Source organism: Bradyrhizobium sp. (genome assembly GCF_016219575.1).
Taxonomy (GTDB): Bacteria; Pseudomonadota; Alphaproteobacteria; order Rhizobiales; family Xanthobacteraceae; genus Bradyrhizobium.
This window is the reverse complement of sequence record NZ_JACRMG010000013.1, coordinates 205,756-229,878: the sequence shown is the minus strand read 5'-3', so window position 1 is coordinate 229,878 and position 24,123 is coordinate 205,756. Positions and strand designations below refer to the sequence as shown.

General features: G+C 65.8%; 22 protein-coding genes. 12 read left to right on the top strand and 10 right to left on the bottom strand.

The genetic code is table 11. From position 1 onward, the window contains the following. Window positions 1-5 precede the first annotated feature (5 nt). From HZB49_RS13770 to HZB49_RS13745, 6 genes are all read left to right on the top strand, one after another. The gene (locus tag HZB49_RS13770; protein ID WP_291612194.1) at window positions 6-1,670 is read left to right on the top strand and encodes a thiamine pyrophosphate-binding protein; all 1,665 of its coding nucleotides are present in this window, start codon (window positions 6-8) and stop codon (window positions 1,668-1,670) included. Between the two features lie 59 nt (window positions 1,671-1,729). Continuing rightward, the gene (locus HZB49_RS13765) at window positions 1,730-2,479 is read left to right on the top strand and encodes a hypothetical protein (RefSeq protein ID WP_291612192.1); all 750 of its coding nucleotides are present in this window, start codon (window positions 1,730-1,732) and stop codon (window positions 2,477-2,479) included. Between the two features lie 265 nt (window positions 2,480-2,744). Further along, window positions 2,745-5,066: a SulP family inorganic anion transporter gene (locus HZB49_RS13760; RefSeq protein WP_291612190.1), complete on the top strand. Its 2,322-nt coding sequence runs from the start codon at window positions 2,745-2,747 to the stop codon at window positions 5,064-5,066. Window positions 5,067-5,201: 135 nt separating this feature from the next. Next, window positions 5,202-5,537, top strand: coding sequence for a protease inhibitor I42 family protein (locus tag HZB49_RS13755; RefSeq protein ID WP_291612188.1), 336 nt, complete (start codon window positions 5,202-5,204; stop codon window positions 5,535-5,537). Window positions 5,538-5,731: 194 nt separating this feature from the next. Continuing rightward, a complete protein-coding gene (phaC, locus tag HZB49_RS13750; protein ID WP_291612186.1) occupies window positions 5,732-7,456 on the top strand; it encodes a class I poly(R)-hydroxyalkanoic acid synthase in 1,725 nt (574 codons plus the stop codon). Window positions 7,457-7,596: 140 nt separating this feature from the next. Continuing rightward, window positions 7,597-7,794 carry a hypothetical protein gene (locus HZB49_RS13745; protein WP_291612184.1) on the top strand — a complete coding sequence of 66 codons (198 nt, stop codon included), beginning with the start codon at window positions 7,597-7,599 and terminating at the stop codon, window positions 7,792-7,794. Window positions 7,795-8,029: 235 nt separating this feature from the next. On the opposite strand, the gene HZB49_RS13740 is transcribed toward HZB49_RS13745, so the two are convergent. After that, window positions 8,030-8,302 (bottom strand): PilZ domain-containing protein, encoded by a 273-nt coding sequence (locus HZB49_RS13740; RefSeq protein WP_291612182.1) that lies wholly within the window; start codon window positions 8,300-8,302, stop codon window positions 8,030-8,032. Between the two features lie 201 nt (window positions 8,303-8,503). On the opposite strand from HZB49_RS13740, the gene HZB49_RS13735 reads away from it, so the two are divergent. Next, window positions 8,504-9,868: an aspartate aminotransferase family protein gene (locus HZB49_RS13735; protein ID WP_291612180.1), complete on the top strand. Its 1,365-nt coding sequence runs from the start codon at window positions 8,504-8,506 to the stop codon at window positions 9,866-9,868. A 78-nt stretch (window positions 9,869-9,946) separates the two neighbouring features. Continuing rightward, window positions 9,947-10,477 (top strand): hypothetical protein, encoded by a 531-nt coding sequence (locus HZB49_RS13730; RefSeq protein ID WP_291612178.1) that lies wholly within the window; start codon window positions 9,947-9,949, stop codon window positions 10,475-10,477. Between the two features lie 16 nt (window positions 10,478-10,493). On the opposite strand, the gene recQ is transcribed toward HZB49_RS13730, so the two are convergent. Then, window positions 10,494-12,332, bottom strand: coding sequence for a DNA helicase RecQ (gene recQ / locus HZB49_RS13725; RefSeq protein WP_291612176.1), 1,839 nt, complete (start codon window positions 12,330-12,332; stop codon window positions 10,494-10,496). Between the two features lie 192 nt (window positions 12,333-12,524). On the opposite strand from recQ, the gene HZB49_RS13720 reads away from it, so the two are divergent. Beyond that, complete coding sequence (locus HZB49_RS13720) at window positions 12,525-14,291, top strand: caspase family protein (protein ID WP_291612174.1); 1,767 nt, start codon at window positions 12,525-12,527, stop codon at window positions 14,289-14,291. A 41-nt stretch (window positions 14,292-14,332) separates the two neighbouring features. Beyond that, a complete protein-coding gene (locus tag HZB49_RS13715) occupies window positions 14,333-14,851 on the top strand; it encodes a hypothetical protein (RefSeq protein WP_291612172.1) in 519 nt (172 codons plus the stop codon). Window positions 14,852-14,888: 37 nt separating this feature from the next. Here HZB49_RS13715 and HZB49_RS13710 read toward each other — a convergent pair whose 3' ends face one another. Then, the gene (locus HZB49_RS13710) at window positions 14,889-15,269 is read right to left on the bottom strand and encodes a DUF1496 domain-containing protein (protein ID WP_291612170.1); all 381 of its coding nucleotides are present in this window, start codon (window positions 15,267-15,269) and stop codon (window positions 14,889-14,891) included. 118 nt (window positions 15,270-15,387) lie between these two features. Here HZB49_RS13710 and HZB49_RS13705 point away from each other — a divergent pair, with 118 nt between their 5' ends. Then, window positions 15,388-15,909: a hypothetical protein gene (locus tag HZB49_RS13705; protein WP_291612168.1), complete on the top strand. Its 522-nt coding sequence runs from the start codon at window positions 15,388-15,390 to the stop codon at window positions 15,907-15,909. A 30-nt stretch (window positions 15,910-15,939) separates the two neighbouring features. Here HZB49_RS13705 and HZB49_RS13700 read toward each other — a convergent pair whose 3' ends face one another. The 6 genes from HZB49_RS13700 to HZB49_RS13675 all read right to left on the bottom strand — a co-directional run bounded on the left by HZB49_RS13700 (window position 15,940) and on the right by HZB49_RS13675 (window position 21,265). Beyond that, the gene (locus tag HZB49_RS13700) at window positions 15,940-16,431 is read right to left on the bottom strand and encodes a hypothetical protein (RefSeq protein WP_291612167.1); all 492 of its coding nucleotides are present in this window, start codon (window positions 16,429-16,431) and stop codon (window positions 15,940-15,942) included. Between the two features lie 119 nt (window positions 16,432-16,550). Next, the gene (locus HZB49_RS13695; protein ID WP_291612165.1) at window positions 16,551-17,981 is read right to left on the bottom strand and encodes a VWA domain-containing protein; all 1,431 of its coding nucleotides are present in this window, start codon (window positions 17,979-17,981) and stop codon (window positions 16,551-16,553) included. Window positions 17,982-18,267: 286 nt separating this feature from the next. Beyond that, window positions 18,268-19,215 (bottom strand): MoxR family ATPase, encoded by a 948-nt coding sequence (locus tag HZB49_RS13690; protein WP_291612162.1) that lies wholly within the window; start codon window positions 19,213-19,215, stop codon window positions 18,268-18,270. Window positions 19,216-19,357: 142 nt separating this feature from the next. After that, window positions 19,358-19,567: a ferredoxin gene (locus HZB49_RS13685; RefSeq protein ID WP_291612160.1), complete on the bottom strand. Its 210-nt coding sequence runs from the start codon at window positions 19,565-19,567 to the stop codon at window positions 19,358-19,360. 18 nt (window positions 19,568-19,585) lie between these two features. Next, window positions 19,586-20,050 (bottom strand): SRPBCC family protein, encoded by a 465-nt coding sequence (locus HZB49_RS13680; protein WP_291612158.1) that lies wholly within the window; start codon window positions 20,048-20,050, stop codon window positions 19,586-19,588. 27 nt (window positions 20,051-20,077) lie between these two features. Then, window positions 20,078-21,265, bottom strand: a complete 1,188-nt coding sequence (locus HZB49_RS13675; protein WP_291612156.1) for a cytochrome P450 — start codon at window positions 21,263-21,265, stop codon at window positions 20,078-20,080. A gap of 73 nt (window positions 21,266-21,338) precedes the next feature. On the opposite strand from HZB49_RS13675, the gene HZB49_RS13670 reads away from it, so the two are divergent. Continuing rightward, complete coding sequence (locus HZB49_RS13670; protein WP_291612154.1) at window positions 21,339-22,034, top strand: GntR family transcriptional regulator; 696 nt, start codon at window positions 21,339-21,341, stop codon at window positions 22,032-22,034. Window positions 22,035-22,046: 12 nt separating this feature from the next. Here the strand turns inward: HZB49_RS13670 and HZB49_RS13665 are convergent, their stop codons facing one another. Next, window positions 22,047-23,636 carry a L,D-transpeptidase family protein gene (locus tag HZB49_RS13665; protein WP_291612151.1) on the bottom strand — a complete coding sequence of 530 codons (1,590 nt, stop codon included), beginning with the start codon at window positions 23,634-23,636 and terminating at the stop codon, window positions 22,047-22,049. Window positions 23,637-24,123 lie beyond the last annotated feature (487 nt).

Sequence of the window (24,123 nt, the reverse complement as noted above, 5' to 3'; positions counted from 1 at the left end):
CGGGAATGCGCGGTCGCCGGGTGCTGATGGAATCCTTCGTGTCGCACGGCGTGCGCCATATTTTCGGCAATCCCGGCACCACGGAGACGCCGCTGCTCGACAGCCTGCCGGCCTATCCGCAGCTCGAATATGTGATGGCCCTGCATGAGGGCGTCGCGGTCAGCGCCGCCAGTTTCTATGCGCAGGCGAGCGGCCGTCCCACCGTCGCCAATGTCCATGTTGCGCCGGGGCTCGGCAATGCCATCGGCTCGATCTACGGCGCGTTCAAGGCGAACTCGCCGGTCGTGGTCACCGCCGGCCAGCAGGATACCCGCCTGCGGCTCAACGGTCCGGTGCTCGGCCACGATCTCGTCGCGATGGCGGCGCCCGTCACCAAATGGAGCGTGCAGATCGAGCGGGCCGACGAGATCGCCCCGATCCTGCGCCGCGCCTTCAAGGTCGCCACCGACGCCCCGCAGGGTCCGGTGTTCGTGTCGCTGCCGATCAACGTGTTGGAGCAGGAGACATCGGTCGAGGCCGCGGTGCCGGACCGGCTATGGCGCGCGGCCGCTCCCGATCCCAAAGGCGTTGCGGAGCTCGCTTCGGCGCTCTTGAAATCGCAAAGCCCCGTGGTCGTCACCGGCGACGACGTGGCGCGGTCGGGGGCTACCGATGCGCTGGTGGCGCTGGTCGAAGCGATCGGCGCCCCGGTCTGGTTCGAGGGACTGCGTCACCACGCATCGTTTCCGACCGGCCACCCGAACTATCGCGCATCGCTGCCGGGCGATGCGGCGCAGGTCCGTAAGGCGTTCGAAGGTGCCGACCTCGTCTTGCTGTTGGGCGGGCCGTTCTTCGAGGACATCTGGTTTACGGAAGGCGGACACATTCCCCGCGGCGCGGCCTTGATCCAGGTGGAGGTGTCGCCCGAGCGCCTTGCCTTGAATCACCGCCTCGATGCGGGCCTCGTCGGCGAGCTCGCCGCGAGCCTTGCCGCGCTGACCGCTGCGGTGCGTGCCGGTGCTTCGGCGGAATTCAAGGCGGCCGCGCAGCGCCGCAACGGGACGCTCGCCGAAACGCGCGCGCGGGAGAAGGAAGCCTACAAGGCGCGGCTGGAGAAAGCCTGGAATCGCGAGCCGCCTTCGATGCCGCGCGTGACGGCCGAATTGCGGCGCGGGCTGCCCGACGACGTCGTCATCGTCGACGAAAGCATCACCGCTAGCCTCGATCTCGCCCGCGCCTTCGACTATCGCGGCTTCGGCGATTATTTCGGCGGACGCGGCGGCGGCATCGGGCAGGGCCTGGCCGGCGCGATCGGCGTCAAGGTCGCGATGCCGGATCGGCCGGTGGTCGCCGTCTCCGGTGACGGTTCGGCGATGTACAGCATTCAGGCGCTATGGACGGCGGCCCACCACAAGCTCGCGATCGTGTTCGTAGTGCTGGCCAATCGCGAGTACCGCATCCTCAAGCACAATGTCGACGTCTGGCGGCAGAACTTCCAGCCCGGCACGCAGCATCCCTATCAGCAGATGGATCTCGCCGGTCCTGCGCTCGATTTCGTGCATCTGGCCGCCGGCATGGGCGTCGAAGCCGTCAGGGTCGAGAAGGCGGATGACATCGCGCCGGCGCTGGCGAAGGCCGTCGCCGCAAATCGGCCATATCTGGTGGAGATTGCGATCGAAGGAAAGCGGTGACGGCGGGCCGCATCGCGCCTGCGCTGGACAGGTCTGGCGCCGAACCTTACGGATAAGCGATGCGCCTTTACCGGTTCGCCTTCACCGCCGCCGTCGCTCCCCTTGCGGTCTTGTCTCTGGTTGGATCGGCGCCAGCCGGCCCGCTCATGCTGCCTGCTTTCGAGCGGCCGGTGCAGGCGAGGCCGGTCGTGGCGGTCGCCAAGGACGATGAGAATTACGACATCGACCTGATCGTCGGCTTCTCGGGCAAGTGCACGACGTTCCGTGTCGCCGGACAGAATCTGCCGTGCCGTGCCGTCAAGTATTTCCACGGCGAGAGCGGGCGCGCCTATTTCACCATTGCCGTCGACGACCCCGCCGACAAGGGCCGAATCGTCTCCTTCTCCGGCGACAAGGCGCGCCGCGACAGCAACGATTTCTACGAGCTGACCGTCGACCAGGTGCTGCTCAATTCAAAGGAGCGGCCGCTCGCGGGCGGCGTGCGCGTGCCGCGGGTCGAGCCGGCCAGCGGCACCTGCAAGCAGGTCGGCGACATCGAAAGCAAGCAGATCAAGTCCATCTCTTGCGTCGCGACCGACAAGGCCGGCCAGACCTACGAGCTGCAATTCCAGGCCGACGGCCAGCCGGCGACCATGCAGAAGATCACGCGCGAGCCGTTGGAGTCGGTCAGGCGCCGTGCGCGACTGCGTGCGCTGAAAGCCTGCCGCATCAAGGCAGCCGAAGCGCAGATCCTGCCGCGCGACACCGCTGCCTACATCATCCAGTGTCTGGAGCAGGGCGGTGTTTCGCCGGTGTCGGACGGCCAGTGAAGTTGCTGCTGCCGGCCCGAGGGGTGGATTGCATGCAAATCTGCAGGCTTGCCTGGCGCCTGGGTGCTCGCTTGCGAGGCCGCTCTGCCCGGCAATTGGGCCGTTTGCTGCGGCGTCGATGCCCGGCCTAGTCGGTGGCCATGGCGAGGAAGGTCAATCCTCCCAGAATAGCGGCCCAAACAATCAATAGGTCAGGTTGCATCGTTGCACTCCGTTGTGCGGTCCAGTGTGCACTGCAAGGAGCGCGCCAGATTTGGCCGGCGCGATGCAACCGCGGGATGCCTGCGGATTGTGCGAATCCAGGCAAGGCGCTTGCCCTGTTCCGGCGAACCGGATTGATTGCCGGGCGAACGCCTTCCCGGGCCGGACCTCGCGTCTCCGCCGCCAGCGCCGAGCGGGACAGGCCCAAACCGGAGTAGCCAAGCTGCGCAGCAGCGAGATCATTGCCGGACTTGTCTCCTCCACGACAGCCATTCCGCTGGCGATGGCGTTCGGCATGTTCGCCTTCGTCTCGCTGGGCGACGAGTATTTCGCCTATGGCGCGATGGCCGGATTGATCTCGGCGGTGATCGCCGGCGTCGCCTGCGTCGTGCTCGGCGATCGCTCGACCCGCGTCTATGCGCCGCGCATCACCACGACCTTCTTCCTTGGCCTCCTGCTCTATTCGCTGCTGCATCGCGATCCCGGCGCACCTGATGTCTCCGCGACGCTGCTGGTGTTCTTCGCCATCGTCCTGCTCGGCGGTCTGCTGCAGGCCCTGTTCGGTATCCTGCGTCTCGGCACGCTGATCAAGTTCGCGCCGCAGCCGGTGATGGCGGGATTCCAGAACATGGCGGCGGTGCTGCTGTTGCTGGTGCAGTTCGGCAATGTCCTCGGCTTCGATCACAATGTTCGCTTCACGCGCGTCTTCTCCGAGATCGGCGCCGCAAAGCCGCTCAGCGCGCTGGTCGCGGCAATCACTTGTCTGGCGATGTGGCACGCGCGGCGCGTCACCGCGAAGATTCCGCCGCTGCTGGTCGGGCTCGGCTGCGGCACGCTGGCCTATTACGCGCTGATCGCGCTCGGCCTGGGCGACAGGCTCGGTCCGGTGATCGGCCAGCTCACGGCGAGCGCGGCCATGCGCGCGGTTCTGGTCGATTTCTCGCCCCTCGCCATGGCGCAGCCGCTGGAGAATTCGGCTTCCGTGATCTTTCTGGGCGCGCTGGCGCTTGCCATTATCGCCTCCATCGACGCGCTCTTGTGCGCCAAGCTGACCAGCGTGCCGGGCCAGATCTCGACCGGCGACGACCGCCTGCTGGTCCGGCTCGGCGTCGCCAACGCGATATCAGCGGGCTTCGGCGGCATCACCAACGGCATCAATATCGGGCCCAGTCTGGTCAACCGCGCCTTCGGTGCAACATCGTTCGTGTCGGTGCTGATCAATGCAGCGGTGCTGCTGGTGGCTGCGACCGCGCTGTTTCCGCTGCTGGCGTTTCTTCCGCGCGCGGTGCTGTCGGCGGCCATCATGGTGGTCGCGATTCAGCACATCGAGCCCTGGACCCGGCAGCTGGCGATGCGGCTGTTTGCGCCGGGCACGCCGCAGCGCGGCGTCATCGCGCTCGATCTCGGCGTCTCGCTGTTCGTCTCGGTGCTGTCGATCACCATCAATGTGGTGCTGGCGGTGTTCATCGGCATCGGGCTCGCGGTGCTGCTGTTCGTGGTGCGGATGAGCCGCTCCAACATCCGCAGGCTCTATCGTTGCGACACCGTGCGCTCGCGGCGCTATCGCGATCCCGCCGAGCTCGAGGTGCTGCATCGCGACGGCGCCTCCGTGCTGGTGATCGAGCTGCAGGGCGCGCTGTTCTTCGGCAGCGCCGAGCGGCTGGCGCAGATCGTCGACCGCGAGACGGCGCAGGGCACGCGCGCCCTGCTGCTGGAATTGCGGCGGATCACCGAGATCGATTCGACTGGCGCCCGCATCCTCGGCGAGATCGATGCGGCGCTGCATATCCGCGGCGTTCCTCTCGCGCTGGTGCTGTCCGGCCGCACCGAGACCGCAGCAAGGCTCGCCGACGCGTTCAAGGGCGAACGCTTCTTCCCCGATATCGACCGCGCCATCGAATGGGCCGAGGACGATCTCCTGAAGCAGGCCGGAACCCCGCCGTCGCAGGCCCTGCCGCTCGAGCGCCTGCCGCTGTTCGCCGGCCTCTCGGCCGAGCAGGTCGCGCGTCTGTGCGACTGGCTCGAGCCGGTAGCCTGGCCGGCGGGGCAGGTGATCTTCCGCAGCGGCGACCCCGGCTCGGCGCTCTATTTGGTCACGCGCGGCCGCGCCAGCGTCCACATCCGCCACGACGACGGCGACATCCGCCTCGTGACCTTCGCAGCCGGTGCCGTGTTCGGCGAACTCGCGCTGCTCGACCGCGGCCCGCGCTCCGCCACCATCACTGCCGACGAGGACATCGAGGGCTTCGGCCTGAGCGAAGCATCCTTCGCCGAGCTGTGCCGGCAGCATCCGGATATCGCCATCAAGCTGCTGCAGGCATTGGGGCGCGAACTCAGCGTCCGCATCCGCCACGCCAACATGACGATCCAGCAGCTGGAGACGTGAGGCAGGTTAGCGACCGGGTTTGCTGTTCTTCGCATCGCGATCCCGATATGATCAGGGTCAATCAGCCAAGCCAGGTCCGGACAAGAAACGTCGATGCGTGCGCAGCTCAGATATTCATTGGCCATTGTAATGATAATGGCGGTTGGCACCGGAGCGGGAGCTGCCGAGCAGACATTCAGGCTCGCGGTTGGCCAATCCGCGAGCGTCGAACTCGAGGAGAATCCATCGACCGGCTACCGCTGGGAAGTCGATGCCAAGGCAAGCTCCAACTTGCCGATCCTGCGCATCGGCGATCGCGGATTTTCGGAGCGTGAAGGTGGCAAGCGGCTGCTTGGTGCCCCCGGCATCCATCGCTGGAGCATCGAAGCGGCAAGTGCGGGCACCGCAAGGGTCATCTTCGTCTATCGCAGGCCATGGGAAGACAAGGCCGCCCGCAGCCACGAGGTCGCCGTCGAGGCGACTGCACGTTGAAGCGCATCTCATCCAATTGGTCGGCGCAGCTGCACCAATGGAGAGGCAGGCAATTCCGGACAGTCGTACCGGCGCCGGTTCCTTGCTGCATCGCGACATGGCTGCGTCAACCAAAGCAGCAGTCACCCCTTGCATCTCCGGTCCAGGAAGCGACACTGGCATCAATCAGTTGAGTTGATTGCCGGAGCCATTTCATGGACAGCCCACGGTCGCCACACGACCCGTCTGCCTATCTCGAAAGCCTGATGCAGGCCGGCCAGCAATCGTTCAAGCAGTTCGACGATGCCATGGCGGCGGCCATGGGTCTTGGCGACAAGCAGGCCGAGCGCGAGACCTCGCCGTTCGTCGCCGCGGCCAATCTGCAGCGCGACGCCATCCTGCAGTTCTGGAAGTTCTGGAACACCACCCTCGTCAAGGCGCTCGGCGTCGAATCCAACATCGAGCCGGGCAAGGGCGACCGCCGCTTCAAGGACAATGCCTGGGCGCAGACGCCCTATTACGATCTGCTCAAGCAGTCCTATCTGCTCGGCTCCAAGCAACTCACCGAATTCGTCGAGCAGGCCCAGGTCGACGACAAGACCAGGCTGCAGCTGAAATTCTACGCGCGCCAGTTCATCGACGCGATGAGCCCGTCGAATTTTGCCGCGACCAATCCGGAAGTGATCCGCACCGCTATCCAGACCCGCTCGGCAAGCCTCGCCGCCGGCATGAACAATCTGATCGAGGACATCCAGAAGGGACGCATCACCCGCGTCGACGAGTCCAAGTTCGAGGTCGGCGGCAATCTCGCCAACACGCCGGGTTCGGTCATCTACGAGAACGAGCTGATCCAGCTGATCGAGTACACGCCGGTGACGGCGGAAGTGGAGAAGACGCCGCTGGTGATCGTGCCGCCCTGCATCAACAAGTATTACCTGCTCGATCTCGGCAAGGGAAACTCCTTCGTCGAATACGCCGTCGCGCAGGGCCATCGTGTCTTCCTGATTTCCTGGCGCAGCGCGGTGCCCGAGACCGGCCACCTGACGTGGAACGACTATCTCACCCTCGGCCCGCTGAAGGCGATCGACGTCGCGCGCGAGATCGCGGGCGTCGACCAAGTGCACGCGCTCGGCTTTTGCGTCGGCGGCACGATCCTGAGCTGCGCGGCCGGCGTGCTGGCCGCACGCGGCCAGGACAAGCTCTCGACCATCACCTTGCTGACCACCATGGTCGATTTCAGGGATACCGGAGATATCGGGCTCCTGATCGATCAGGGTCACGTCGTGCTGCGGGAAGCCACGATCGGCAATGGCGGCATCCTGCCGGGCAAGGAACTGGCCTTCACCTTCGGCACGCTGCGCGCCAACGACCTGATCTGGCGTTACGTCGTCGACAGCTACCTGAAGGGCGCGACGCCCGATGCGTTCGATCTCCTGTATTGGGATTCGGACAGCGTCAGCCTGCCGGGCCCGATGTATTGCTGGTACACCCGCAACACCTATCTCGAGAACAAGATCAGGGAACCGGGCCGGACCACGCAATGCGGCGAGGACATCGATCTGTCGAAGGTCAAGGTGCCGCTCTATCTGCTCGCCTCGCGCGAGGATCACATCGTGCCGTGGAAGAGCGCCTATCTCACCAAGGACTTGATGGGCAAGGAGCCGCGTTTCGTGCTGGCGGCCAGCGGCCATGTCGCTGGCGTCATCAATCCGCCGGCCAAGAGCCGGCGCAGCCACTGGATCAACGACGACGTCAGCGGCGATGCGGACGCCTGGCTCGGCAAGGCGGAGGAGCATCCGGGTAGCTGGTGGGGCGATTGGGACGGCTGGCTGAAGCGACATTCCACCGGCACGGTCGCAGCCCCCGCGCAGGCGGGCAACGCGGATTATCGCGTCATCGAGCCGGCGCCCGGCCGCTACGTGAAGCTGAAGTCAAATTGAAGCGATTTGCTTCGCTCAAATGCGACGTGCCGGCTTAGCGTCGTCGCAAGCCGGCCCTTGCCATGGTGGCGGCCTCATGGATGGAGGCCAATGTAGTGATCGATGACAGGGTGAGAATCAGGTGCCCGAAATGCACCAGGATGTTCCGCGACCGCGCCCAGCGCGTGCGCGACGGCTATCAGGTCAATTGCGAGCACTGCTCCGGATTGCTCACGCTCAACCGCGATTCCGAAGATCCGTTCATCCGCCGCGCGCTGCGGACCGCAAAGGAAATTCGCGCGGCGATGGAGGCGGTCCCGGTCACCACCCGGGTCGACGCATCGACGCGCAGCATGTGAGGCGGGCAATTTACCTCTCCCCGCTCTTTTGCGGGGAGAGGTCGCCGCGCTCTTGCGCGGCGGGTGAGGGGCCGGGCACATCATCTCCGCAATGACGGTCCGCCGGACTCGAGTCCTCGAAGCATGGATTCGGTGAGTGCGGTTGCTGGGCAAGCGTTTAGGCTCGCCCCCCACACCCGCCGCCTTCGGCGTCGACCTCTCCCCGCAAAGAGCGGGGAGAGGTTCTCGCACAATTCTACTGCACGAATTTCACGCCGTAGGTCTTGCCGCGGCGCCACACCACTTCGCATTCATAGCGGCCGGGGTGCTCGGGCAACAGCGTCAGCCCGAAGCGGTCGCGGACGTCGATTGCGACATCGGTGACGATCTTGGCGCCGCCCGGCGAGACATCGAGCACGGTGCATTCGCGCCGCTTGTCGCCCTCACCGAAGCTGATCCAGGTGACGCGGTTGCGCAGCTGCCGCCGCGGTTCGCGCTGTACCCTGACTTTCGGGTCTAACACTGCCATGGTCTTCGCCCATCTGAGGCCGCTCCGGGGAGCGTTCGATCCGGCAGGATGCCGCAAAGCCGTAAAACCGCGCTTAGCCGATTGGTTGCAAATTTACCGGTTTTGTTCCTAACGTGGGCGGCGCCTCGATGCCGCGGTTGGAAGCCGCGGCGCGCCCTGCCGACACCGTCCCGACAAGTAACCGAGAAGGGTTGACCGTCAATGAGCACCCCCGCCAGCCGTGTGATGCACCGGAATCTTCGCGCAACGCCGCCGAAGGCAGTGAGCGGCGAGGGCGTCTGGCTGGTGACCGAGAGCGGTCATCGCGTGCTGGACGCCTCCGGCGGCGCGGCCGTTTCCTGTCTCGGACATCAGAATCCGCGCGTGATCGAGGCGATGAAGCGGCAGGCCGACAAGCTCGCCTATGCCCATACCGGCTTTTTCACCTCCGAGCCCGCCGAGGAGCTGGCCGAACGGCTGGTCGGCCACGAGCCGGGTGGGCTGGCATACGTCTATTACGTCAGCGGCGGATCGGAGGCGGTCGAAGCAAGCATCAAGATCGCGCGGCAATATTTCATCGAGTGCGGGCAACCGCAGCGGACCCGCTTCATCGCCCGCCGTCAGAGCTACCACGGCAATACGCTCGGCGCGCTGTCGGCCGGCGGCAATGCCTGGCGCCGCGAGCCCTATGCGCCGCTGTTGTCCGGCGCGTTCAGCCATGTGAGCCCGGCCTTTGCCTATCACGAGAAGCGCGACGACGAATCGGAGGCCGGTTTCACCGCAAGGCTCGCGGCGGAGTTGGAAGCCGAATTCCAGCGCCTCGGTCCCGACACGGTGGCGGCCTTCATCGCCGAGCCCGTGGTCGGCGCCACCGCCGGATGCGCAACCGCGCCGGAAGGTTATTTCCGCGCGGTGCGCGAGATCTGCAACCGCCACGGCGCGCTTCTGATCTTCGACGAGGTGATGTGCGGCATGGGCCGTACCGGCACGTTGCACGCCTGGGAGCAGGAGGGTGTTTCGCCCGACATCCAGGCCATCGCCAAGGGTCTCGGCGGCGGCTACCAGCCGATCGGCGCGATGCTGACGAGCGCGCGGATCGTCGACACCATCCGCGACGGCTCCGGCGCGTTCCAGCACGGCCACACCTATCTCGGTCACCCCATGGCCTGCGCTGCTGCGCTCGAAGTGCAGAAGATCGTGGCCGAGGAAAACCTGCTCGACCGGGTGAAGGCGCGCGGCGCGCTGCTCGAGCGGCGGCTGGTCGAACGCTTCGGCAATCATCGCCATGTCGGCGATGTCAGGGGCCGCGGCCTGTTCTGGGCGGTCGAGCTGGTCGCCGACCGTGCGACGCGGACGCCGTTCGATCCCGCGTTGAAGCTCAACGGCAGGATCAAGGCCGAGGCCTTCGCGCGCGGGCTTGCCTGCTATCCCATGGGCGGCACGGTCGACGGCCGGATCGGCGACCACGTCGTGCTGGCGCCGCCCTTCATCGTCAGCGAAGGCGATGTCGACATGATCGTCGACCGGTTGGGTGCGGCGGTGGACGAAGTGTTGAAGAGCGTGGGACATGAGGGAGGCAACAACTGACGCAACCAACGGCATAGGCGGTTCGCAAGCCGGTTCGCCTGCCGATGGACGTGCTTCGATCACGTTGAGAAGGACATCATGACCAAACGGGGATATTGCGCATTTGCCATGTCGATACTGGCATTTCCCAGCGTGACCATGGCGGCACCCCCATCTCAGCTGATGGGAAAGTCGGTCGTGGTCAACTGGAGCGAGACGCGATCGCAGCGCCATGTCGGTGAGACGGAATGGCGGAGCGTGAACGCAACGCATAGCCTCAGCGTTTACATCAGCACCGCGGGTCGTGCATTTACCCGTCAGGTCAACAGCACCAGAAGCGGCTCCGGGACCTTGGACCGGGTTGCCGGTGAGGGAAACGTCCACACCAGCTTCGACGGCCAGTCGATGACGGTCATCAGGGAAAATCGCGGAGGTGCCCGGCGCATCGTCGTCCGGTTTGACGGCGGCTTTGCCGGCTGTACTGCCTCGGCAGGAACGGGCTTCGAATCCGGAAAGAGCAGCATCTCGATGAGCCCGATCACCAAGAAGCTGGTTGAAATCCGTTCCGTCAGCGTTGGCGGCGTGAGCTGTTCCGTGCAGGCCGGCAACGTCCTGGGTGGCGGATCGTAGCGGCGGGCCTGGCTGCTTATGCGCCGGTCGAGCGCACCAGTGCGATCAGCTCCTCGCCGTAGTGCTCCAGCTTCTTGTCGCCGATCCCGGCGATGCCGCGCAGCGCCGACAATGTCTCCGGACGTGTCGCGGCGATGCCGTCGATGGTGGAATCGTGCAGCACCACATAGGCCGGCACGCCGCGCTGGCGCGCGATCTCCGAGCGCCACGCCTTCAGCGCCGCATGCAGGGCGGGATCGCCCTTGCCGCCGCCGTTGGGCTGGGCTGCGAGCTGGCCGCGCCGTGAGTTGCCGCGGATCGCGCGGTTGCGCGTGCCGGCCGCCTGCTCGCGCAGCCACACCTCGGTCTCGCCCTTCAGCACGCCACGCGAGGATTCCGTCAGCTTCAGTGCGCCGAACGCCTCGCTGTCGGCGCGCAGATGGCCCATCGCTACCAGCTGGCGCAGCGCGGCGCGCCATTGCTTCTCGTTGAGCTCGCGGCCGACGCCGAACACGGAAAGCTTGTCGTGCCCGAACTGCGTGACCTTCTCGGTCAGGCGGCCGACCAGCACGTCGATCAGGTGCATGGCGCCGAAGCGCTGCCCGGTGCGATAGACGCAGGACAGCAGCTTCTGGGCGACGACCTTGCCGTCGGTCACCTTCGGCGGGCTCAGGCAATTGTCGCAATTGCCGCAACCTCCTTCATGCAGCTCCTCGCCGAAATAGGCGAGCAGGCGCTGCCGGCGGCAATGCGCAGTCTCGGCGAGCCCCACCAGCGCGTCCAGCTTGCCGATCGAGACCCGCTTGAAGGCGTCAGAGCCGGTCGATTCGTCGATCATGCGGCGCTGCTGCACGATGTCGGACAGGCCATAGGCCATCCAGGCGCTGGAAGGTTTTCCGTCGCGGCCGGCGCGCCCGGTCTCCTGGTAATAGGCCTCGATGCTCTTGGGCAGATCGAGATGGGCGACGAAGCGCACGTCCGGCTTGTCGATGCCCATGCCAAAGGCGATGGTGGCGACGATGACGATGCCGTCCTCGTTGATGAAGCGGTCCTGGTGGCGGGCGCGCGTCGCGGCGTCGAGGCCGGCGTGGTAGGGCAGCGCGGCAATGCCGGCGTCGCGCAGGGAGCCGGCGACGTCCTCGACCTTGGCGCGGGAGAGGCAATAGACGATGCCGGCCTCGCCCGGATGGCGCTCCGCGATGAAGCTCTTCAGCTGGTTGAGCGCGTTCTGCTTGTCGACGATCTCGTAGCGGATGTTCGGCCGGTCGAAGCTCGCGACGAAACACGGCGCATCCGTGAGTGAAAGCCGCTCGGCGATCTCCTTGCGCGTCAGCTCGTCGGCGGTGGCCGTCAGCGCGATCCGCGGCACGTCGGGAAAGCGCTCGGCGAGCACGGAGAGCCCGATATATTCCGGGCGGAAGTCGTGGCCCCATTGCGACACGCAATGCGCCTCGTCGATCGCAAACAGCGCGATCCTGGCCTGCTCCAGCAGGGAAAGGCAGCGCGGCATCAACAGCCGCTCGGGAGCGACATAGAGCAGGTCGAGGTCGCCCGCGATCAGCCGCCGCTCGACCTCAAAGGCTTCCTGCGGCGACAGGGTCGAATTCAAGACCGCCGCGTTGACGCCGGCCTCGGCCAGCCCCGCCACCTGGTCGCGCATCAGCGCGATCAGCGGCGAGACCACGATGCCGCAGCCCTCCCGCAGCAGCGAAGGCAACTGGTAGCACAGCGACTTGCCGCCGCCGGTCGGCATCAGCACCAGGCAATTGCCGCCCTCTGTGAGGTGGCGCACAATTTCTTCCTGCGCGCCGCGATAGGCTGTCAGGCCAAAGACCGAATTGAGCAGGGACAGGGCGGATGGGGGCGTGGCGGACATGGAACCGGTGGCTGGTGGATTAGTGCTTATGGCAGGCTCGTCCGGGATTCGGAAGGGTCAGCTCGCAGAGGTTGCTATGGCGGCGCCCGACTTCCTGTCGGTGTACAGAAGAACTAACTGAGGGTCTTGCAGACACATTGTCCGCATTTCCCGGCATTGATATGATTGGGCATTCGTTTTTCGGGGCTTGCCATGCGATCCGCATTTTTGATCGTTTTGGGTTTGTTGCTCTGCCTTTCCGCAGAACCGGCGCTGGCGGAAAAGCGGGTCGCCCTCGTCGTCGGCGTATCCACCTATCAGCAGGTGCCGCAGCTGCCGAATCCGTCGCGTGACGCCGAGGCGATGACTGCCCTGTTCCGCAAGGCCGGCTTCGACGTCGTCGTCAGCAAGCGCGATCTCGGCGTCGCGGAGCTGCGGCGGTCCATCCGCGAGTTCTCCGAGACCTCGCGGGATGCCGACATCTCCGTCGTGTACTATGCCGGTCACGGCATCGAGGTCGACGGCATCAACTACCTGGTGCCCGCCGACGCAAAGCTCGTCAGCGACTTCGACATCGAGGATGAGACCATTTCGCTCGACCGCGTGCTGAAGGCGCTCGATCCGGCGAGACGGCTGAAGCTCGTGATCCTCGATGCCTGCCGCGACAATCCCTTCACCAGGACCATGAAGCGCACCGTCGCCAGCCGTGCGATCGGACGCGGACTTGCCAAGATCGAGCCGACCATGTCGGACACGTTGATTGCCTACGCCGCCAAGGCCGGCGCGGTGGCGGCCGACGGCGACGGCCAGAACAGCCCGTTCGCGATCGCCCTGATGAAGCACATCACCGAGCCCGGGCTCGATCTGCGCATCGCGTTCGGCCGCGTTCGCGACGACGTGCTGAAGTCGACCGGCAACCGCCAGGAGCCGTTCGTCTACGGATCGCTCGGCGGCAACAACATGTCGCTGGTGCCGCAAGCGGCCAAGCCCGCCGATCCGCAGGCCGAATCGCGCGTCGATTACGAACTTGCCGCGCAGGTCGCGACCAGGGAGGCGTGGGGCTCCTTCCTCGTCAAGCATCCCAACGGCTTCCTGGCCGATCTTGCCCGCGTGCAGATGAGCAAGCTGACGGCGGCGGAGCAGGGCCGCGCCAGGGCCGATGACGCCAGGCGCCAAGCCGAGGAGCAGGCGGCGCAGAAGGCGGTCGATTTCCGCAAGCAGCTCGAGGAGCAGGCCGCGCGCCAGACCGCGGAAGCCAAACAGAAGCTTTCGGAGGAGGCCAAGCGGGAGCTCGACCAGGCGCGCCAGCAGATCGCCGAGCAGGCCAAGAAGCAGCTCGACGATGCCCGGCGCGAGCTCGAAAAGGCGCAGAAGCAGGCCGAAGCCGCGCGCCAGCAGGTCGAGGAAGCAAGGCGCCAGGCGATGGCCGAGGCGCAGGCCCAGGTCGACCAGGCCAAGCGCGAGGGCAAGGACCAGAATGCGAAGCTCGCGGCGCTGACGCCGAATGAGCCGGTCGCAGCCGCCGCGCCAGCATCACCGGCGATGGATCCCGCCGACATCGCCCGCCTCTTGCAGGCCCATCTGAAACGGGTCGGCTGCGACCCCGGCAGCTCCGACGGCAAGTGGGACGATTCGTCGAGGAAGGCGCTGGAGCTGTTCAACAAGAGCGCCCAGACCAGGTTCGACATCAAGCTTGCAAGCCTCGATGCGCTGGACGGCGTGCGCAGCAAGACCGACCGGGTCTGTCCGCTGGTCTGCGCCAGGGGACAGAAGGCCGAAGGCGATCGTTGCGTCCAGATCGGCTGCAGCGCCGGCTATTTCCTCAATTCCAGCGGCGCCTGTGAGAAGCGGCCCGAGCCCGCGCCGAAGCCGAAGACGGCAACGCGCGAGGCGCCCGCGCCAACGCGCGCCGCCCCGGCAGCACCTCGCGGCGGCGGCGGAAAGTGTTTCACCTTCAGCGGAAAGACCTATTGCGAATGACCTGACGCAATTCGATCTGCGGCCGATACCCGGGGGAATCGATGAAAAGGATTAACACGAGCCTGTGCCTGCTCGTTGCTGCCTGCGCCGCCGCGCCGGCCTCGGCCGCTCCGGCTGCGCTTCTCAACAAATCGATCACCGTCTCTTACGCCACGACCATCCCCGGGAAGAAGGCCGATGGCACGCCGGTGTCGGGCTCCCGGATTGCGATGCGGACGATCTATGTCAGCAGCGCTGGCCGTCTCTTCGGCCGCGTGGCGCGCCGCGACGGCAATGCGGCCGAGACCAAGGAGGCCGGTCCCGGCGAAGCCGGCAACAACCTCCGCTTTGCCGGCGACAAGATCATCGGGGTGATGAAGTTCTCCAGCGGTGCCGCGCAGATGACCATCAGCGTCGACCCCTCCGGCCAGAGCTGCAGCGCCAGCATCGTGGCCGGACGCGACAACGGCCACCCGATCAGGTGGAAGGGTGTCGACGGAACGATGCGCGAGGCCACGGGCCCCGTCTCATTCTCGAATATCAGTTGTTCGATCGCCTCGGGCAATGCATTCGGCGGCTGAATGAATGCTCGACCGGTGCTGCATCGCCCGTCCGTGCCTATTCGCAATAGCGCTTGCCGTTGAAGACGAAGCATTTGGCCGAATCCGGTTGTGCGGGAGCGACGACCTGACGGGCGATGCGGGTGCGGTGGACCATTCGTTTGCGCGGCTGGGCCGAGGGAATCGGGCTCACGCAGCGGTCGCCGATATCCTTGTCGGCAACGATCCGCCAGACCAGCCGGCTGCCGTCGGAGGTGCAGGATTGCATCAGCGACCTCTGGACGCAGATGAAGGCGCCCTCACTGTAGGTCCGGCTTTGATACAGGCAGACCGGGTCGGCGGCATGCGCGGGGCCGGCAGCGGACAGCGTCAACGCCCATCCGGACAGCAGAAGCAGCGCAAGGCGTCGGTTGATGCGCATGGCGGGCAGATTGATCATTGGCTCGCGAATGCCTTCCGTGATGAATCGGGTGTGACCACTTTGACGGTGCAGGACAGACGATTGTCGGTGATGTCCTGCACTGACAGACTAGCCGCGAACGGCGGGGAGGACCAGAATGGCTGAGAGGAATATCCGTGAGCTCGCGGTGCTGGCGATGGCAGGGGCGTTCATCGCTGGGGCGGCTCATGCTGCCCCGCAACAGGCGCTGAACAAATCGGTCACGGTTTCCTTCTCGATCACGGTCCCGGCGCGCGGCTCCGACGGATCGACCCAGGCCAACCCGCGCGCCGTGACGCGGACATACTATATATCCAGCCAGGGACGCGTGTTCGCCAGGGCCGACCGCCGTGTCGGCAAGATGCAGGACAGGCTCGAGAAGGGGCCGGGCGAAACCAACATGCGCATCGCCGGCAACAGCATGGTCGGCGTCATCGTCTTTCCCAGCGGCGCGATGCAGATCGCGATCAACTTCGATCCTTCGTTCTCGAGCTGCTCGGCGAGGGCGATCGTGGGCGCCGAGAGCGGCAAGCCGATCGTCTACAAGGGGCTGGACGGCAAGACCTACACGCAAACCGGACCGGCGCAGGTCTCCGGCGTGGCGTGCTCGGTCAGCGCCGGGAACGCGTTCGCGAGCTGAGCAGCCGCGGCGCCTCGGCGAGAGCCCCGGTCAGAAGGCCTGGCACGCCGAGCTCACGATCCTGGGCTTTTCGCAAGTGGCGCTGCCGCCGCCGCTGACGAATATGTAGTCGCGCCTGCCGGGCTTCAGCACGTTCCGGACTGTGATGGCGCATTCCTTGCCCGACACATGCATGTCGATGATCATTTGGTGGTTGGGATAATCGCGGATTGCCCGCAGGCTGCTCCTGCCGGTGACGCGGAGCGCGGCAGACCCACCCGGTGCTTTCGATGTCTGGCCGAGCTTGGTCCCGTAGGTGCTCCACCCCAGCGAGCCATCGACGGTCACCTCCGCCGACCGGTCGGTCTTGAGGACTCCGGTTCCTTCCATGTGAAGCGGAATATCCTTGATGGCGGGCTCCGTGCAGCTTGCCAGTACGTCAACGCCGTACTGGGCGCGGAACTGCGCAAAGGCCGCCTCCGTTGCACACGCCGCACAAAGAAACGTGCCGATTGCGATTGCCGCTCGCGAGATCGAATTCATGCTGTGATTCCCCGGACTTGTTATGGATTCCTGAAATGGATTGCCTCGTATTGGAGAAGTTGTAGTATTGCCATGGCGCAATCGCAAAGCCCGCCAGCGAGGGGATCGCCGGCCTCCGCCTACTGATAGGTCGCCACGATGTCGGACACCGCGCGCTCCAGCTGCTTGGCGGTGGCGCACTGGCGTACCACGCTGCAGAAGGTCGCATAGCGCGGCATCTCGGAATCGCCAAAGCCCCAGGCCATGCGGCCTTCGGGATTGAGCCACACCACGCGCTTGGAGCGTTCGGCGATGCGGCGCAAAATGTCGGCGCGCGGATCGAGATTGTTGCTGCGGGCGTCGCCCAGCACGATCACGGTGGTTTGCGGCGTGATCGCGTTCATCCACTCGTCCTCGAAATCGGCGAGCGAGCTGCCGTAGTCCGAGGAGCCGAAGCCGACCTTGGACATGATCTCGGCCATCGCCGCTTCCGGCGATTTCTTCTCCAGGATGTCGCTGACCTCGATCAGGTGGCCGGAGAAGGCAAACGAGCGCACGTCGTCCACCACCTCGTGCAGGCTGTGGATCAAGAGCAGGAAGAAATCCGACACCCGCGCCACCGAGCCCGAGACGTCGCACAGCGCGACGATCTTCGGCCGGTCGCGGTGCTTGCGTTTCCATGCGGTGAGGAAAGGGATGCTGCCCCAGGCGGCGTTGCGGCGCAGCGTGCGGCGCACGTCGAGATGGCCGCGGCGCTGCCGCTTGCGCGGCTTGGAGTAGCGCTCGCGCAGCCGGCGCGCGATCCTGCGGATCAGCGCCCGCATCTCCTCGACCTGCCGCGGCTCGATCCGCGAAAGCGGCGCATTGCGCAGGATCTCGTTGCGCAGGTTTTCCGCTTCCTCGCGGCCGTAGAGCAGCAGCGCCTGCGCCACCGTTTCGCGCACGGCGTCGCGCAGGCCGTCGGTCGCGGCCTGCAGCCGCTCGGCCTGCGATGGGTTGGTTGCGGTCAGATTGTCGAGATCGTCACGTAGCCGGCCGATCCCCATCTGCTCGAGGATGCGGCCGGAGAAGATGCCGCGCTGGGTGAAGTAGCGGATATCGGAGAGCGAGGCGGCGTTGGCCGCGCTGGCGATCGCAGCCTGGATTTCGTTCCGGTCTTGTCTCAGCAGCATCTGGGCGAGCGGGCCGAGGCCCTCGCCCGGCTGGCCGCCGGCGGTAGGGGATGCTTCCCGCTCGGAAGCATCCGCGCCGTCAGGCGCTTCGCCGCCACCGCCGCCGCCATTGGCCTGGCCGCTCTCGCCGGCTTCGCCGTCCTCATCCGCATTGTCATTGTCCGGCGCCGATGGCGGCGGCGGCTCCGGCTGGCTGAAGAACAGGTCGAAGCAATCGCCGAGCGCGCGCTTCTCTTCCTGCGTCTTGGCGAGCGTCACCAGGAAGGTGTCGCGCAGGATCTGCCGGTCGTTGAAGCCGATCTTGGAGACCGCGCGCATCGCATCGATGCTTTCGGCGGGCGAGACCCGGACCCCGGCTCCCCGCGCCGCCCGAAAGAAGCGATGCAGGTTCTCTCTCATGGTGCGCTGGTGCGAGGGGCCACCTCTCCCCGCTCTCTTGCGGGGAGAGGTCGACGCCGAAGCGCAGCGAAGGCGGCGGGTGAGGGGCAAGCCGAGGAGCTCGCCGCACAACTACACTCACCGAATCCGGGACCCCAAAACTCACGTCGGAAGGATCGTCCCAGCGGAGACGTCCTGCCCGGCCCCTCACCCGGATCGCATCTTCGATACGATCCGACCTCTCCCCGCGAAAGAGCGGGGAGAGGTGAACTGGAGCACATGATTGGTTCAAGCATGAGCCATCCCGCTAGCCGAACACGTTCTGCCGCGCCGCCTTGGCAACGAAGGTCGAGACCTGCGGCAGCGCGGCCTCGATGTCGGTCTCGTATTTCAGGAGCACGTTGAGCGTGTCCTTGACGATCTCGTGGTCGAGCTCGGCGGCCTGCAACAGCACCAGCACGCGCGCCCAGTCGATGGTCTCGCTCACCGAGGGCAGCTTCTTCAAATCCAGCGTGCGGAGTTCGTGGATGAAGGCCACCATCTGCCGGCGCAGCGTCTGCGAGATGCCGGGCACGCGGCTCTCGACGATGCGCTCCTCCAGCCGCTGCTCGGGGAAGCCGATATGCAGGTGCAGGCAGCGCCGCTTCAGGGCGTCGCCGAGGTCGCGCTCGCTGTTGGAGGTGAGGATCACGGTGGGAGGGGCCACCGCCGACACCGTGCCGAGCTCGGGAATGGTGACCTGGAAATCGCTGACGATTTCGAGCAGCAGCGATTCGAACTCGGCATCCGACTTGTCGATCTCGTCGATCAGCAGCACGCAGCCGGCCGGCTGTTCCAGCGCCTGCAGCAGCGGCCGCGGCTCGACGAATTCCTTGGAGAAGAACACGTCGCCGAAATCGTGCAGCTGGGCGAGCGCCTCATGCAGCGTCTCGGCTCCTCCAAGCACTTCGCCGAGTTTGTCCTTCAGGATTTGCGTATAGAGCAGCTGCTTGGCGTATTTCCACTCATACAGCGCCTTGGCCTCGTCGAGGCCCTCGTAGCATTGCAGCCGGATCAGCTTCTGCCCGCGCCAATGCGCGATCGCCTTGGCAAGCTCGGTCTTGCCGACGCCCGCCGGCCCTTCGACCAGGATCGGCTTTTCGATCTGCTGCGCCAGATAGACCGCGGTCGCGATCTGCCGGCTCGCGATATAGCCCTGCGCGGCAAGGCCGCTTTCGACGGCCGCGATCGAGGCGGCAGGCCGGTGTTCAGCCACGGTTCTCAAGCTCCGGATGGGTTTGCTCAAGAGAGGTTCTGCCTGTGTTCCCGGCAAAGGACAAGGCTGGATTGGCTGCCCGGTCCATCACTTTTGGCATGCGCGTGCGCGCTTCGCGAATGATGGATCGGGCCGAGTTCGGCTAACCCTCGGTGATGATGATGGCTTCCTCCGGACAATTGGCGCGGGCGACGTAGGCCTTGTCGATCTGATCAGGTTCGGAGCAGGTGCCGAGGCGCTCTCGCGCATTGCCGAATTCATCGAGTTGAAACAATTCCGGCGCCAGCGCGCTGCAGCGGGCGTGGCCCTGGCATTTGTCGGGATCGACGCGCAGCGTGATTCCTGATGTCATCGCGTGATCTCCTGCACTTCAGCACGGATACGGGCTGACATAGCCGGCAGCGAAGCGCCGCTCGACCTGCTTCTTGATATTGGCGAGGCCGATATGCGCCTCCTCGTCCATGCGCGCGAGCTGGTCTTCAGTGGGATCGACTGGCCGGCTGGGATTGCTGAGCTCGCGGGTATATCGGGTGCGGCCTTCTTCGCTTGCAAAGGTGTAACGGATGACGATCGGGCCGATGAAATCGGTATCGGCGCGGCAGGTCCACGCGTTCGGCCGGTCGCTCTCGGTCACCGTCCAGTCCAGCGCGATCATGCCGCGGCGGATCTGCCATTGTTCGTGAAAGGTCTCGCCCAGCTTCAGCGGCCGGTTCGGCCCGTCGATCTCGTGCGAGGCGGCCAGCCATTCGGGCCAGGAATGCGGGTTGCAGACATAGTCGAACACCGCCGCGGGCGGCGCGTCGATGAGGATGGCGTGTTTGCGGACGAAGAACATCTGATCTCCAGTTGAGTTGTGTCTCGATCAGCGCGCTGCCATGACGATCGGCAGCACGCGCGGGCCACGCACCGCGCCTTCCGACCAGGTCATCGGCCGGGTCCGGTCGAGCGAGAAATCTGGAATCCGCTTCAGCCATTCGGCAAGGGCGATCCGCATCTCCATCCGCGCTAGGTTCGATCCGATGCAGCGGTGGATGCCGAGCCCGAAGGCCACGTGCGGATTCTCCGCCCGGTCGATTTTGACCGCGTCGGCATGCGCAAACTTGTCGGGATCGCGGTTGGCGGCGGGGAAGGACAGCATCACCATTTCGCCCTTCTTCATCGGGCAGCCGGCGAGCTCGGTGTCCTCGACGACCTCGCGCGCCATCGTCACCGGCGCGTAGGCGCGCAGAAATTCCTCGATCGCGGTATCTATCAGGGCGGGTTCCCTCACCAGGCGTTCGCGATCGTGCGGATGCGTCGCCAGATGCCAGAGCGAGGAGCCGATCGCGCTCCAGGTCGTATCGATGCCGGCAATCAATAGCAGCCGCAGCGCACCGAGCACCTGGCGGTCCGTGAACGCTTCGCCGTCAGGATGCCGCGCCTCGATCAGGAAGCTGACGAGATCGTCGCCCGGCCGTGTCCGCCGCTCGGCAATCTGCGCCGCGAAATATTCCGATATCTCCTGCTCGGCCTGCTTCAGCGCTGCCTGGTTGGTCACGCCCTCCTGCAGGGCCATGGTGATCCAGGCGCGGAATCGATCGCCATGTTCGGCCGGTATCCCCAGCATGTGGGCGATGATTCGAACCGGAATGTGCTGGGCATAGTCGACGGCGGCATCGCAGGCCTCTTGTACGAGGATGCGGTCGATCAACTCGTTACACACGGACCTTGTTTGCGGTTCGAGCTTGGCCACCGCCTGCGGCGTGAACGGCGGGATCAGCACCATGCGCATCGGCCGGTGCTCGGGCGGGTCGGAGGTGATCGGCGGCGAATTGACGCGATACTCGCCTTCGCGAACCACGACACGCCGAGAGGAAAAGCGGTCGGGATCATAGGCGACCTTGCGGATATCGGCATATCGCGTCGGGAAATAGACGCCCCGATAGCGATCGGTGCGGGCAACCGGACACCTGTCGCGCAATCCCTGCCAGATCGGATATGGATTGCCGACCCAGGCTGGATCGAGATGATCCCAGTCGGACGCCCAATCGGTCACAGGAGCTCGCGCCATGCCTCGTCCACCTTTTCCTTTCTCGCATCCGGCCGTTTCCCCGGCCGACGTCATCTGATATATGAACTGATATATGAGACAACGTCAACCCGAATCTCGCCGTCCCCGGCCCAAGGCGCCAGCCAAGACCGAGCTCTCCAGCCTGACGGATCAGGCCTACGCGCAGCTCGAACGGATGATCGCCATGCTTGAGTTGCGGCCAGGAGCTTTCGTTTCCGAGGCGGAACTGTGCGAACGGCTCGGCATCGGCCGCACGCCGGTTCGGGAGGCGATGCAGCGCCTTTCGCGCGAGGATCTCTTGCAGATCATGCCGCGCAAGGGATGTGTGGTGTCGGACTGCCGGTTCGGCGACGAACTCGACGTGATCGAGGTGCGCCGTCCGCTCGAACTTGTGGTGGTCCGCGGCGCAGCAGTGCGCGCCACGCCGGAGCAGCGCCGGCAGTTCGCCGAAATCGCGGAGAACATGTCCGACGCGCTGCAGGGCGACGACTTCGACGCCTTCGCGCGGCTCGATGCCGAATTCAACCAGCTATGCCTTGCCGCTTGCCGCAACACGACGGCGGCCTCGATGATGCGCCTGATCTCGACGCAGAACCGGCGCTTCTGGTTCGTGCACCACGGCCGCACGCTGCCGCGCGAAGGCGTCGAGAGCCATATCGACATCGCCCGCGCCATCGCTATTGGTGATACCGAGCGAGCGACAAAGGCAACCGAGCGCTTGCTCGCTTATGTCGAGGAACTCGCGCGGCGGTCGCCGGTTGCGGTTTAGCGCAGCCTGCGCCTACCAGCCGCGCGGTCGCGGCTGGTAGGCGGGCGGCGGCTGCTGATAGCCCGGTTGCTGCTGATAGCCCGGATGCGGCTGATAATAGTTCTGGCCGCCGCCGCGCCGAGGCGGATTGGCAGGCTGGGAATACACATTGGGATTGAAGAAGAAGCCGAACCCTTCGCCAAAGGCGCTCTGCTCCGCAACGTAGACCGGCGTCGGCGCGCGCGTGATGAAGCCACCCTGCGGCTGGTTGCTCAGCACCGCGACGAACTCGGTGCGGTAGTTGGTCTCCTTGCTGAGCGGCTCGTCCGAGATGATGATCGAGGATCGCGGCACCGCAGTCGGCGCAATGCGGTCGAGCACTTCCTGCGGGATGGCGATGCGGTCGAGCGCGTTATTGGCGTTGTCCGCATTGTCGATCGTGACCGCGCTCCAGCGCAGGTCCGCACCGTTGCTCGCCATCGCCGTGAACACATGCGTGCCGATCGGCTTGCCGGGATCGCGGATCCTGATCGGCACCTCGATGCTCGAATCGAACATCACGCCGGCATCCGGCAGCGGCTTGTGGGTGTTGCGCCGCACGTACAGCTTCTGTGTCGAGCGGCTGATGTAGACCGACACCGGCTCGAGCGCGAGCTTCGCCTGGCCCGCCGCCTTGGCGGTCTCGGCCTTTTTCGCTTCCGCCGCCTTGGTCGCGGCCTTGACCGCGGCGGCGTCGGGCTTCGATTTCGCCTCGGTCCTGGCGGCGTCGAGTTGCGTTGCGGCGTCTGCAGCCTTGGCGGCAGCCTTCTGCTTGGCGTCCTCGGCCTTGGCCTTTGCTTCATCCGTCTTCGCGGCAGCGAGCGCCTTGTCGGCGAACGCAAGCTCCGCGTCGGCACGGGCCTTGAGCAATTCCTGCTTTTTTAGCGACGCCGCGAGCGCTGCCGCCTCGCGCAGCGCGGCCGTCGCGCCCTTCTTCGCCTCGTCGGCCGCCTTGGCAGCTTCCGCAGCCTCGCGCGCCAGCGTCTCGGCGCGTGCCGGAGCCGCCGCGACGGCTTCCGCGTTCGGCGCGAACAGCGCCTTGTGGGAAAACTCGACCGGGGTGGCGTCGATCGGCGAGATGATCACCCGCATGCCGATCCGCGTCTTGTCGAACAGCTTCTCGGCAAAGCTGAACGGCAGCCGCACGCAGCCGTGCGAGGCCGCATAGCCCGGCAGCGGGCCGCCATGCAGCGCGATGCCGTTCCAGGTGATGCGCTGCATGTGCGGCATCGAGGCATCGTCATACATGTTGGAGCGGTGCTCCTTGTTCTTCTCGACCACGGCGAACACGCCGGCGGGCGTTTCGCGTCCCGTGGTGCCGGTCGACACCGGGGCGCGCAAGATCCAGCCCTCGGCGTCGTAGAGCGTGACCTGCTGGCTCTTGATCGACACGATCGCCATGATCGGCTCTCCGGCATCGCGCGGCGCCGCCGTCTCGGTGGGGGCGGCGGGCTTCGCCGGTCTGGCCGCGGCCTCGCCGGTCAGAGCCGCCAGCGCTGCCGCCGCCGCCAGTGCCGCCAGGGCGTGAGGCCCCCGGCGCCGCATCGCTGCGGTATGTTGCGGCGCCGTCAGATGACTTGCCATGCCATGCCCCGGTTCAAGATGCCTGTCCGCGCTGGGTAACTTGGGTAAGAAGGCCACCTTTACGCCGCCATTCGATTTTGGCGATTTGTCGGCACGCTGCGGTGACGAATCTCTCATATACGACAGCCCGCGCAGGCGGAAGGCGCTCGCGGTGGAAATTGGCCCATCGCGGCATCGCGCCGCGACCCGGCGGGTAACCGTCTGGACCGGCTGCGAATTTCCGAAATTCGGCATATGAACAATGATTTTCAGAAATTACGCTTGACTATTTCGTAAATCCGAACTAACTATCCGTCCAGCCCGCGCCGCCATGAGGGACGTTCGCGCGATCGTCACGGAACGTGGTGCGGGTTGCGATGGGACGCTGCGGCGTCAGTGCGGCGCGAGCCGTGCAGACGAAACGCCGGCAGCGTACGGTGAAGTCGTGTGGTCCTGGCGCCGCGACCCTGGCGTCTATCCGGCCCGCCTGTGCGGGCCTGGCAACGGT